This is a genomic window from Saccharomonospora piscinae, assembly GCF_005862235.1.
In the GTDB taxonomy this organism is placed as follows: domain Bacteria; phylum Actinomycetota; class Actinomycetes; order Mycobacteriales; family Pseudonocardiaceae; genus Saccharomonospora; species Saccharomonospora piscinae.
Window position 1 is genome coordinate 1 of sequence record NZ_VCEK01000009.1, and the last position, 13,562, is coordinate 13,562.

The 13,562-nt window shown below is 72.1% G+C and carries 1 protein-coding gene and 1 pseudogene; both read left to right on the forward strand.

Annotated features, from left to right (window positions below; translation table 11 throughout):
- Window positions 1-38 precede the first annotated feature (38 nt).
- Window positions 39-12,476: pseudogene (locus tag FFT09_RS22780) on the forward strand (SDR family NAD(P)-dependent oxidoreductase); the annotation flags it as partial.
- Between the two features lie 47 nt (window positions 12,477-12,523).
- On the forward strand, window positions 12,524-13,562 hold a 1,039-nt coding region (locus FFT09_RS22785), incomplete at its 3' end, for a beta-ketoacyl synthase N-terminal-like domain-containing protein (RefSeq protein WP_425273078.1).

Consider the following 13,562-nt stretch of genomic DNA (forward strand, 5'->3'; position numbering starts at 1 on the left):
GGGGTGAGGGTGGTTTGGATCGGTTCTTGCGTTCGCTGGGTGAGGCACACGTGCGCGGTGTCCACATCGACTGGAAGGCGGTGTTCGCCGGAAGCGGCGGCAGGCGGGTCGACCTGCCGACCTACGCGTTCCAGCACGAGCGGTACTGGCTCGCAGCCGATCGAGGGGTTTCGGACCCCGCCGGGCTCGGGCTGACCGCCGCCGCACATCCGATTCTCGGCGCCGCGGTGGACCTGGCCGACGGCGACGGGCTGATCCTGACCGGACGGCTCGGCACCGACACCCATCCCTGGCTCGCCGATCACGTCGTACACGGAACCGTGATCGTTGCGGGCTCGGCCTTCGTGGAGCTCGCGCTGCGCGCGGGGCGCGAACTCGGCTGCGACCGCCTGGAGGAACTGACCCTCGAAGCCCCGCTGGTGCTCGACGGGAGATCTCGCGTCCAGGTCGTCGTCGGTCCCGACGGCCGGGGTGTCAGTATCCACTCGCGACGGAGTGAAGACGAACCTTGGACCCGCCACGCCCGCGGTGTGCTGGCCTTCGCCGAACCGGTGCCCGAGACGTTCGAGAGCTGGCCTCCACCCGGCGCCGAGCCGGTGGCGGTCGAGGACTTCTATCACCGGCTCGCCGAGACCGGTCTGGGCTACGGTGATGCGTTCCAGGGGCTTCGCGCCGCCTGGCGCCGGGGCGACGAGGTGTTCACCGAGATTCGCCTCCCCGAGCCGGTGGCGGAGGACGCCGTGGACTTCGCCGTGCACCCCGCGTTGCTCGACGCCGCCGTGCACGGGGTGGACCTCGGTGTGCTCGAACCGGGTCAGCGGCGACTCGCCTTCGCCTGGAGCGGCGTGACCCTGCACGCGACGGGAGCACGGGCACTGCGGGTCCGCCTCACACCGGCCGGACCGGAGGCGGTCACGCTCACGGCCGCCGACGAGACCGGTGCGCTCGTCCTGTCCGTGGCCGGCCTGGTGCTGCGGCCCGCGTCACCGGAGCAGCTCCGGCCTGCGGTCTCGCGCTCGATGTACGCGGTGAACTGGGAGTCCGCACCACCCGCCGCGGTGGCGGACGCCCGCTGGGCAGTGCTCGGCGGAGCGGGGCGAGGGATCGGTGACTGGATCACCTCGGCGGGTGGCTGCGCGGGTCACTACGACGATCTCGCCTCACTGGCCGACGCGGTCGAGGCGGGTCAGCCGATCCCCGACGTGGTCGCGCTGCCCCGCGTGCCCGAGCGGGACGACCTCCGTGGCGCGGCACGTGATCTTCTCTCCGAGGTCTCCGCACTGCTCCGGTCCTGGCTCGCCGACCCACGTTTCTCCGGTTCCCGGCTCGTCCTGGTCACCCACGACGCCGTGGCGACCGGTCTCGACGGGACCGCACCGGATCTGGCACAGGCTCCCCTGTGGGGACTGCTGCGCTCGGCCCAGTCGGAACACCCCGGGCGGTTCGGGCTCGTCGACCTCGACGGCGAGGACAGCTCCCGCCACGCACTGCCCGCAGCGCTCGCTTCGCGGGAACCACAGGTCGCGATCCGGGCGGGCAGGCTCGCCGTGCCGCGGCTCGCCAGAGCTGCCGCCGACGCCGCACCGGCCTGGAACCGCGACGGCACCGTGCTGATCATCGGCGCCACCGGCGGACTGGGCCGGCTCGTCGCGCGCCATCTGGTGAGTGAGCACGACGTCCGGCACCTGGTGCTGCTCTCCCGCAACGCTCCCGGCCCCGAGGTGGCAGCCGAGTTCAGGGAACTCGGTGCCCACGTGAGCTTCGCGGAGTGCGACGTGGCGGACCGGGACGCCCTCGCCGGTGTGCTCGCGGGTATCGACGCGGACCACCCGCTCACGGGCGTGATCCACACCGCCGGCGTGGTCGACGACGGCATCGTCGAAGCGATCACGGACGAGCAGGTCGACCGCGTGCTCCGGCCCAAGCTGGACGGGGCACTGAACCTGCACGAGCTGACCGGGGACCTCGACCTGTCCGCGTTCGTGCTGTTCTCCTCCGCCGCGGGAACCTTCGGTACCCCCGGCCAGGGCAACTATGCCGCCGCGAACGCGTTCCTCGACGCGCTGGCCGCGCACCGCCGATCCCGCGGTCTGCCCGGCGTCTCCCTCGCCTGGGGAGTGTGGGACGAGGCCGAGGGCATGGGCGGGCGTCTCGCTGACACCGACCTCGCGCGGATGGCACGAGGTGGCACGGTCGCGATGTCGGCGGTCGAGGCACTGGGGCTGCTGGACGCCGCCACGGGCACCGGTGCGGCCTGCCTGGTACCGGTACGGCTGGACACGACGGTGCTCGCGGCCCAGGAGACCGTGCCGGAACTGTTCCGTGGCCTGGTGCGGGGCAAACCCCGCCGGGCGGCGGAACCCGCAGCGGGAGCGGACTCTCCGCCGCTGGCCCGACGTCTGACGTCGTTGTCCCGCGAAGAACGGGACCGGACACTGGGCGAACTGGTGCTCACCCACGCCGCCGCGGTGCTGGGTCACGGCTCGCACGCCGACCTGGAGGGTGGCCGTAGCTTCAAGAAACTGGGTTTCGACTCGCTCACCGCCGTGGAGTTCCGCAACCGGCTTTCCCTCGCCACCGGTCTCCGCCTGCCGCCCACGCTCATCTTCAACCACCCGACACCGGGCGCGCTCGCCGCTCACCTCCTCGCGGAACTGCTCGGCACCACCGACGAGCCCGCCGCGCCGGTGGTCACCGCCACGCCCGCCGCCGGGGACGACCCGATCGTGATCGTGGGGATGAGCTGCCGTTTCCCGGGCGGGGTGGACTCCCCGGAACGGCTGTGGCAGGTCGTGGCCGAGGAGATCGACACCATCGGCCCCATGCCGTTGGACCGGGGCTGGGAGCCCGACCGGCTCTACGATCCCGACCCCGAGCGATCCGGTAAGACGTACCTGGTCGAAGGCGGCTTCATCGACGGACTCGGCAGCTTCGACGCGGAGTTCTTCGGCATCAACCCGCGTGAGGCGCTGGCCATGGACCCGCAGCAGCGGCTGCTGCTGGAGACCGCGTGGGAGGCCTTCGAACGCGCGGGCATCGACCCGGCGTCCCTCCGTGGCGCGCCGGTCGGTGTGTTCGCCGGCACCCACGGCCAGGATTACGGCACCCTGCTCGACGGCGTCCCACCGGAGCTGGAGGGCTACAAGGCGACCGGTACCGCGGGCAGCGTGGTCTCGGGACGGCTGTCGTACACCTTCGGTTTCGAAGGGCCGTCGATGACCGTGGACACCGCGTGTTCCGCCTCGCTGGTCGCCCTGCACCAGGCGGCGCGGGCGCTGCACGGCGGGGAGTGCACGATGGCGCTGGTCGGGGCCGCCTCGGTCATGTCAACGCCGGACCCCTTCGTCACCTTCAGCAGGCAGCGCGTGCTCGCGAGGGACGGTCGCTGCAAGTCGTTCGCCGCCGCAGCCGACGGTACCGGCATGTCCGAAGGCGCCGGCATGCTGCTGGTGGAGCGGCTCTCCGACGCCCGGCGCCACGGACACCCCGTACTGGCGATCGTGCGCGGCTCCGCCGTGAACTCCGACGGAGCGAGCAACGGACTGACCGCGCCCCACGGGCCGTCGCAGGAACGTGTCGTCCGGCAGGCGCTCGCCGACGCCGGACTGTCCGGCGGTGACGTGGACGTCGTCGAGGCGCACGGCACGGGTACCGCGCTCGGTGATCCGATCGAAGCGCACGCCCTGCTGGCCACCTACGGCCGTGCGCGCTCGGCGGAGCAACCACTGTGGCTGGGCTCGGTGAAGTCGAACCTGGGTCACACGCAGTCCGCCGCCGGCTTGGCCGGAGTGATCAAGATGGTGCTGGCGATGCGGCACGCCACACTGCCGAAGACGCTGCACGTGGACGCTCCCTCACCGCATGTGGACTGGGACCAGGGCGGGGTCCAGGTGCTGTCCCAGGCACGCGAGTGGCCGGAGGGCGAACGCCCACGGCGCGCCGGTGTCTCCTCGTTCGGCATCAGTGGCACCAACGCCCACGTCGTGCTGGAACAGCCTCCCGCCGAGATCACGGTTCCCACCGCGCAGACCTCCCCCACCACCGCGGTCCCGTGGCTGCTCTCCGGCAAGACCGAGGACGCGTTGCGCGAGCAGGCCGAGCGCCTTCGCGCCCACGTGGCGGAGCTGGACCCGGCCGAGGTGTCCTCGATCGGCCTTTCCCTCGCCACGACCCGGACGGCGCACCCTCACCGTGCCGCCGTGCTCGGTCGCGAGCTCGGGGAGTTCACCGCCGGGCTGGAGTCGATCGCCGGTGGTACGGATGCGCCGAACCTGCTGCGCGGGGTGGCGTCGGCGGGGAAAGTGGCCTTCGTCTTCCCCGGTCAGGGATCGCAGTGGCCCGAGATGGCCACCCGTCTGCTCAGCTCCTCGACGGTGTTCGCGCACCGCCTGCGGGAGTGCGACGAGGCTCTCGGTGCCGTCACCGACTTCTCGGTGCTGGCCGTGCTGCGGGGCGAACCGGACGCGCCCGCGCTGGATCGCCTGCGCGTGGTGCAGCCAGTGTTGTTCTCGGTCATGGTGTCGCTGGCCGAACTTTGGCGCTCGCGAGGCGTCTCGCCTGCCGCCGTGGTCGGGCATTCCCAGGGCGAGGTGGCTGCGGCCTGCGTCGCGGGGGCGCTGTCGCTCGAGGACGCCGCCCGGGTGGTGGCACTCCGCTCGCGCCTGATCGACGAGGAACTGTCCGGCCGGGGCGGAGTCGTGTCGGTCTCCCTTTCCCCGGACGAGCTGGCACCCCGGCTGGCGCGGTGGGGCGAGCGCCTGTCGATCGCGGCGGTCAACGGCCCCGCGGCGGTCGCGGTCGCCGGCGAGCCTGCCGCGCTGGACGAGCTCATGGCCGAACTCGACGCGGACGGGGTCCGTGCCCGCCGCATTCGCGGTGCGGACGCGGCCGGGCACACCGCCCAGGTCGATCAGCTGCGCGACCGGCTGCTGGAGCAGCTGGCCGCGGTCACGCCCAGAGCGGACGCCGTTCCCTTCTACTCGACGGTGACCGGGGCGCCGATCGACCCCTCGACTCTGGACGCCGCCTACTGGTACCGGAACGCGCGCGAACCGGTGATGTTCGAGCAGGCGGTCCGCGCGCTGGTCGCCGACGGGCACACCGCGTTCGTCGAGTCCAGCCCGCACCCGGTGCTGCTCGGCGCGATCCAGGAAACCGCCGAGGACGCCAGGGTGATCGGCACGCTACGCAGGGACGACGGCGGTGAGGACCGGTTCATCGCCTCCCTCGCCGAGGCACACGTGCGTGGCGTGGCGGTGGACTGGACCGGTGTGTACCCGGCCGGTGCCCGGAAGGTCGACCTCCCGACCTACGCCTTCCAGCGCACCCGGTTCTGGCTCGACCGGCAGGGAGCTGCCTCGGACGTCACCTCCGCCGGACTGGATCCGGCCGGGCACCCGCTGCTCGGCGCGGCGGTGGCTGTTCCGCAGTTCGAGGGGTTCCTCTGCACCGGCAGGCTTTCCGCGCTCACCCAGCCCTGGCTGGCTGAGCACACTGTCGCGGGCGTGAACCTGCTGCCCTCGTCGGTCTTCGTGGAACTCGCCCTGCGTGCCGGAGACGAGTTCGGCTGCGACCGGCTCGCCGAACTGACGGTCGAGGCCCCGCTGGTGCTCGCCGAACAGGGCGCGATCCGGCTCCAGGTCACCGTGGGCGGCCCCGACGACAACGGGGACCGCGCCGTCGAGATCTACGCGCAGCCCGAGACCGACCACGCCGGTGAGACGTGGACCAGGTACGCCTCAGGAACACTCGCCACTCGTGACGCCTTGGAGGCCGTCGAGTTCGAGGTCCGGCCGCCCGAAGGGGCGGAAAGGCTCGAACCCGGCTCCGTCGAGGGGGTTCGGGCCGCCTGGCAACGCGACGGCGAGCTGTTCGCCGAGATCGCGTTGCCGGAGGAACTCGACGCCGACGCGTTCGACCTGCACCCGCTTCTGCTGGAAACGGCAGTGCAGGGTGTCGCTCCGTCGCGCGGGGAACCGGCCGACTCGCTCGCGGTGCGCTGGCGGGACGTCCGCCTGCACGCCACGGGAGCTCGCGAGCTGCGGGTCCACGTCACCGAATCCACGCCGGGGGTGCTGAGCCTGGCCGCGGCCGACGAGACGGGTGCCCCGGTGCTGTCGGCCGCCACGATCGAGACCCGCCCGGTGGAGGGTTTCCGGGCACAGCTCGGCCACGGCGACGCACTTTTCCGGTTGGCCTGGAACGAGCTCCCGCTCCCGGACGCGGCGGCGGGCAACGGTGTGGTGCTCGGAGAGCAGTACGCCGACCTGGCCGAGCTGGGTGCGGCGATCGGCGACGGCGGTCTCACACCGGACTTCGTCGTGGTTCACGCTGCCGAGGAGTGCGGTGCCGAGGGTAGCGACGGTGCCGTCGACGCGGCCGGAGCTCACGCTCGGCGGACCCTGGAGCTGCTGCGGTCGTGGCTGGCCGACGAGCGGTTCGCCGCGGTGCGGCTGGTCGTGGTGACCACCGGAGCGGTCACCACCGGCACCGGCGACGGCCTGCCGCGCCTGGCGCAGGCACCGATCTGGGGTCTGGTGCGCTCGGCTCAGTCGGAGAACCCCGGACGGGTGGTCCTCGTGGACACGGACGAGGCGTCGGCTGAGTTGGTTCCGGCCGCCGTCGCGTCGGAGGAGCCGCAGTCGGCGTTGCGCGCGGGCACACTCCTCGTACCGAGGTTGGCGCGGACCCGGCCCGCGGCCGAACCTGCCGCGCCCGCGTTCGGCCCCGAGGGTACGGTCCTGATCACCGGTGGAACCGGCGCGCTGGGAGCGGTACTGGCCGAGCACCTGGTGACCGCGCACGGCGTCCGGCATCTGCTGCTGACCAGCCGTACGGGAACCCGGTCCGCCGGTGCGGAGGAACTGGGCGCCCGCCTCACCGCGCTCGGCGCCACGGTCAGCATCGAAGCCTGTGACGTGGCCGACCGTGCGGCGCTGGCGAACCTGCTCTCCCGCGTGTCCCCGACGCACCCGCTGACCGCGGTCGTCCACGCGGCCGGTGTGCTCGACGACGGCGTGGTCGACTCGCTGACCGCCGAGCGCCTGGAAGCCGTGCTGCGGCCGAAGGTCGCGGGAGCGCTCAACCTGCACGAACTGACCGCGGGGCTGGATCTGTCGGCGTTCGTGCTGTTCTCCTCCGGCGCGGGTGTCTTCGGTTCTCCCGGCCAGGCGAACTATGCCGCGGCCAACACGGTCCTCGACGCGCTCGCGCACTACCGGCGGCACCAGGGTCTGCCCGCGCAGTCGCTGGCCTGGGGCCTGTGGGCTGAACGCGGCACGCAGTCGGGCGGGCTGGGGGACGCGGACCTGGCCCGGCTGGCGCGCCAGGGAACGCTGGAGATCTCCGTCGAACACGGCCTCGCCCTGTTCGACGCCGCCCCCGCCGTGAACGAGGCGGTGGTGGTCCCGACCCGCCTGGACTTCGCGGCCTTGCGTGCCCAGGCCCGCACCGGCTCCCTCCCGCACCTGTTGCGGGGACTCGTCCGACCGGCGGCGAGCCTGGCCACCGCCGAACCGGAGGGGTCGTCGCTCGCCGTGCGCCTGGCCGCCTCCTCCGGCGCGGAACGCCACCAGTTCGTGCTTGATTTGGTGCGTTCCACGGCGGCGGCGGTACTCGGGCACACCGGGCTGGACGCGATCGGTGCCGGACGCGCCTTCCGTGAGGTCGGTTTCGACTCGCTGACCGCTGTCGAGTTCCGCAACCGTCTCCAGTCGGGCACCGGGCTCCGGCTGCCCGCGACCCTCGTCTTCGACCACCCCACGCCGTCGGCGGTGACCGGGTATCTGCTGGGGGAACTGTTCGGCGAGGCGAACGGCACGGGACCGGTCACCGCCGAACGCCCCGCGCCCGCCACCGAGCCGATCGCGATCGTGGCGATGAGCTGCCGCTTCCCCGGCGGCGTGCGGTCGCCGGAGGATCTGTGGCGGTTGCTCGAGTCCGGTGGTGATGCGATCACCGGCCTGCCGACGGATCGTGGCTGGAACCTGGCGGAGCTGTATCACCCGGACGCGGACCAGCCGGGCACGAGCTACGTCCGGGAGGGCGGATTCCTCCATGGCGCCGCCGAGTTCGACGCCGGATTCTTCGGCATCAGCCCGCGTGAGGCGGTGGCGATGGATCCGCAGCAGCGGCTGTTGCTGGAGATCTGCTGGGAGGTACTGGAGCGCGCGGGTGTCGACCCGACGTCCCTGCGTGGCAGCCGCACCGGAATCTTCACCGGGACCAGCGGCCAGGACTACTCGGACCTGGCGGAGCACCTGCCGAAGGCCGACGAAGGGTTCCTGGTCACGAGTACCGGCGCCAGTGTGCTGTCCGGCCGGGTCTCCTACACGCTCGGGCTCGAAGGACCGGCGATGACCGTCGACACGGCGTGCTCGTCCTCGCTGGTGGCGCTGCATCTCGCGGCGCAGGCGCTGCGCGCCGGAGAATGCACGCTGGCGCTGGCCGGTGGCGCCACCGTGCTGGCCACACCGCGCACGCTCATCGCGGCGAGCAGGCAACGTGGCCTCTCGCCCGACGGCCGGTGCAAGGCGTTCTCCGACGACGCGGACGGGTTCGGCATGGCGGAAGGCGCCGGGATCCTGTTGCTGGAGCGGCTGTCGGACGCCGAGCGCAACGGGCACCCGGTCCTGGGGGTGCTGAGCGGTTCCGCGGTCAACCAGGACGGCGCCAGCAACGGGCTCACCGCGCCGAACGGTCCGTCCCAGCAGCGGGTGATCCGCGAGGCTCTGGCCAGCGCGGGGCTGACCGCCGCCGAGGTCGACGTCGTCGAGGCGCACGGCACGGGCACCTCGCTGGGTGATCCGATCGAGGCGCAGGCCGTGCTCGCGACCTACGGCCGGGAGCACCAGGACGACAATCCCCTGTGGCTGGGTTCGGTGAAGTCGAACCTTGGGCACACCCTGGGCGCGGCGGGCGTGGCCGGAGTGATCAAGATGGTGCTGGCCCTGCGGCACGGCGTGGTGCCGAAGACACTGCACGCCGAGCAACCCTCGTCCCACGTGGACTGGACGTCCGGAGCCGTGCAGCTGGCCAGCTCGGCGGTGCCGTGGCCGCGGGCGTCCCACCCTCGGCGGGCCGGCATCTCCTCGTTCGGCATCAGCGGCACCAACGCGCACGCGATCGTGGAGCAGCCGCCCGCGCACGAGGCGAGCGTTCCCGAGCGGACGGTGCCCGCGGGACGGGTACCCGTCGTGGTGTCGGCCAGGAGCAGGGCCGCACTGGCCGGACAGGCTCGGCGACTGACGGACTGGCTCGACGAACGACCCGATCTCGAGCTCACCGACATCGCCTTCTCCTCGGTCACCACGCGTGCCCCCCTCGAACACCGTGCGGTGATCACCGCCGAGGACCGGAACGAGTTGCTGCGCGCGCTCGGCGCGCTGGCCGACGGCGGAGTCGCGTCGAACCTGGTGCGGGGCGAACGGCGTGACGGGGCGACGTGCGCGTTCGTCTTCTCCGGTCAGGGAGCGCAGCGCGCGGGCATGGGACGTGAACTCCACGAGACCTACCCGGTCTTCGCGCGGGCATTCGACGACGTGTGCGCGCAGCTCGACGCGCGGCTGGCCGGCTTCGTCGACCACCCGGTTCGCGACGTCGTGTTCGCCGGGGCACCGGAGTTGGCGCGGCTGCTGGACGACACCGTGTACACCCAGGCGGGACTCTTCGCCTTCGAAGTGGCGCTGTTCCGGCTGGTGTCCCACTGGGGCATCGAACCCGACTACGTGCTCGGGCACTCCATCGGCGAGGTGAGCGCCGCGCACGTCGCCGGTGTGCTGTCCCTGGCGGATGCGGCCACGCTGGTGGCAGCGCGGGGCAGGCTGATGCAGGCACTTCCCGCCTGCGGTGCGATGGTCGCGGTCCAAGCCGCCGAAGCGGAGGTGCTTGCGCTGCTGGAGCACACCGACGCGGCTGGGATCGCGGCCGTCAACGGCCCGGAGGCGACCGTGCTGTCCGGGGCGGAGGACGTGGTGCTCGCCGTCGCCGACGAACTCGCCGCGCGCGGCCGCAAGACCAAGCGGCTGCGGGTGAGCCACGCGTTCCACTCGCCGCTCATGGAGGGAATGCTCGAGGAGTTCGGCACGATCGCCGAGGGGCTGACCTACCACGCACCGGCCGTTCCGCTCGTGTCCAACCTGACCGGGCGAGCCGTCACCGACGAGATCCGTTCCGCCCGCTACTGGGTGCGGCACGTCCGGGAAGCCGTCCGCTTCAAGGACAGTGTGGAGTGGCTGCACGGTCAGGGCGTCGGCGTGTTCGCCGAACTCGGCCCTGACGGTGTGGCCACCGCGATGGCCAGGGACAGCGCGGGCGAGCACGCGGTGCTGGTCGCGACGTCCCGGCAGGACCGGCCCGAACCGGTGGCACTGCTCGCCGCGCTGGGCAGGCTGCACGCCCACGGGGTCAGCCCGGACTGGACGGCCTTCTTCGCCGGTACGGGTGCGGTCCGGGTGGAGTTGCCGACCTACGCCTTCGAGCGCCGCCGGTACTGGCTGGACGCGCCGCACCGTCCCGCCGACACGGAGCGGTCCTGGCGCTACCGCATGGAGTGGCGCACGCCGCCGAAGATCGGCAAGCCGGTTCTTTCGGGTCACTGGCTCGTGGTGCTGCCCGACGGAGCCGCTGCCGACGACTGGGGCGCGGGTCTGCTCGCGTCGGGTGGCGCCGAGGTGAGCACCGTCCACCTGGACCCGGCCGGTGACCGTGCGGCCGCCGCCGAGCGTCTCCGTGCGGCGACGGGCAGTTCGGAGATCACTGGTGTGTTCTCCCTGCTGGGTCTCGACGACCGCCCGCGCTCGGCGGACTCGTCGATCGCCTCACTCGGCCTGGCAGCCACCGTCCGCCTGATCCAGGCGCTCGGCGACGCCGCGATCGACGCGCCGTTGTGGTGCGCCACCCGGGGCGCGGTCGCCACCGCGCCCGGCGACCCCGTCACCGGTCCGGCGCAGGCGCCGTTGTGGGGGCTGGGTCGCGTGGCGGCACTGGAGTACCCGGGCCGCTGGGGCGGTCTGATCGATCTGCCGTGCTCGTCCGGCGAGGTGAGCCGCGACCTCGTGGTCGCCGCCCTGGCGGAAGCAGGTGGAGAGGACCAGTTCGCCGTCCGGGAGCAGGGCCTGCTCGCCCGGCGCCTGGTCCGGGCGGAGCCGGTGGCGCCCGGACCGGAGTGGGTTCCCAGCGGCACCGTGCTGATCACCGGCGGTACCGGAGCGCTGGGCGGCCATGTCGCCAGGCGGCTCGCCTCCGCGGGGGCGGACCACCTGCTGCTGGTCAGCCGCCGCGGGCCGGACGCCCCTGGTGCCGGAGACCTGACCGACGAGCTGACCGAACTCGGCGCCCGCGTCTCCGTGGTGGCCTGTGACATCGCGGACCGGGAGAGCGTCGCCGGATTGCTGGCGGACATCCCCGACGCGGACCCGCTGACCGCTGTCGTGCACACCGCGGGCGTGGTCGACGACGGGGTGCTCGAATCGATGACGCCCGAGAAGATCGCGGCGGTCATGCGGCCGAAGGCCGACGCGGCGTGGCACCTGCACGAGCTGACCAGGCACCTGGACCTGGCCGCGTTCGTGCTCTACTCCGCGATGGCGGGAGCGGTCGGCAGCCCCGGCCAGGGCAACTACGCCGCGGCCAACGCCTACCTCGACGCGCTGGCCGAACACCGCCACGCGGAGGGCCTGCCCGCGCTCTCGGTGTCCTGGGGCTGGTGGGACGGCGACGGCATGGCCCAGCTCGACGGGGTCGATCAGAGCCGACTGCGGCGCAACGGTCTCCTGCCGATGTCGCCGGAACGTGCGGTCACCGAGATGTTCCAGGCACTGCGCACCGGTGAGCCGACACTCTTGGTGACCAATGTGGACTGGCCGAGCTTCGTTCCCGCGTTCACCACCACCCGCCCCAGCGCGCTGCTCGACTCCGTCGCCGAAACCGTCCCGGCCGCGACCGCGGCCCACCGTGCCGAACCGGATGCCGTACCGGAGTTGTCCCAACGTCTGGCCGGTGCCGGCGCGGCCGAACGTGGCCGGGTGGTGCTGGACCTGGTCTGCGCACACGTGGCCGAGGTGCTCGGCCACGACTCGGCGGACACGGTCGACGTCGGCAGGGGTTTCCTCGAACTGGGCTTCGACTCGCTCACCGCGGTCGAACTGCGCAACCAGCTGACCGCACGAACCGGGCTGCGGCTGCCCCCCACGTTGATCTTCGACTATCCGAACCCCACGGCGCTGGCGGAGTGGCTGTCCTCTCGCCTGAGCGAGTCCGAAGACGGAGGCGACGGCGTCGACGGCGACGAGGCCGAGGTCCGCCGCCTGCTCGCCACGATCCCGCTGAAACGGCTCGAGGAAGCGGGTCTGCTTGACGACTTGCTCGGGCTCGGCCGCGGCGGCAACGACGGGCCGGTGAACGGCGACACCGAACGGATCGACGGCATGGACGCCGCCGACCTCGTCCGCCTGGCCAGGGAGGACCTCGACCGATGACGGAGCGAAACATGAGCCAGACGTCGCAGGCGGAGGTCGTCGAAGCACTGCGGGACGCGCTGAAAGAGGTCAAGCGTCTTCGCAAGCAGAACCACGCGCTCCTGGGCGAAGCGCGGGAACCGATCGCGATCGTGGGTATCGGCTGCCGACTGCCCGGTGGCGTCGGTTCACCCGAGGAGTTGTGGCGACTGCTCGAATCCGGCGACGACGCGCTCACCGGATTTCCTACCGATCGGGGTTGGGATCTGGGGAGTTTGTTCGATTCGGATCCGGATCGGCCTGGGACGTCGTATGTGCGGGAGGGTGGGTTTCTGGAGGATGCCGCGGGGTTCGACGCGGATTTCTTCGGTGTTTCGCCGCGTGAGGCGTTGGCGATGGATCCGCAGCAGCGGTTGTTGCTGGAGGTGTCGTGGGAGGCGCTGGAGCACGCGGGGATCGATCCCCAGTCGTTGCGGGGCAGCCCCACCGGCGTCTTCGCCGGCACCAACGGCCGCGACTACCCGGCGCTGCTGGCTGACGCGCCGGACGAACTCGAGGGACACATCGGCATCGGTAACGCGGGCAGTGTGCTGTCCGGCCGGGTGTCCTACACCCTGGGTCTGGAAGGGCCCGCGGTGACGGTGGACACGGCGTGTTCCTCGTCGCTGGTGGCACTGCACCTGGCCGTGCGTGCGCTGCGGGCAGGAGAATGCTCACTGGCACTGGCCAGTGGCGTCTCCGTGATGTCCACCCCGGAGGGATTCGTCAGCTTCAGCAGACAGCGCGGACTGGCTCCGGACGGGCGGTGCAAGGCTTTCGCCGAATCCGCCGACGGTACCGGCTGGGGCGAAGGAGTCGGCGTACTCGCCCTCGAACGGCTCTCGGACGCGGAGCGTCACGGTCACCGAGTGCTCGCCGTGGTCCGTGGTTCGGCGGTGAACCAGGACGGCGCCAGTAGCGGACTGACCGCGCCGAACGGGCCCTCCCAGGTGCGGGTCATCCGCGATGCTCTGGCTTCAGCGGAGCTCGGTCCCTCTGATGTGGATGTGGTGGAGGCGCACGGTACTGGTACTCGGTTGGGTGATCCGATTGAGGCTGGGGCGTTGG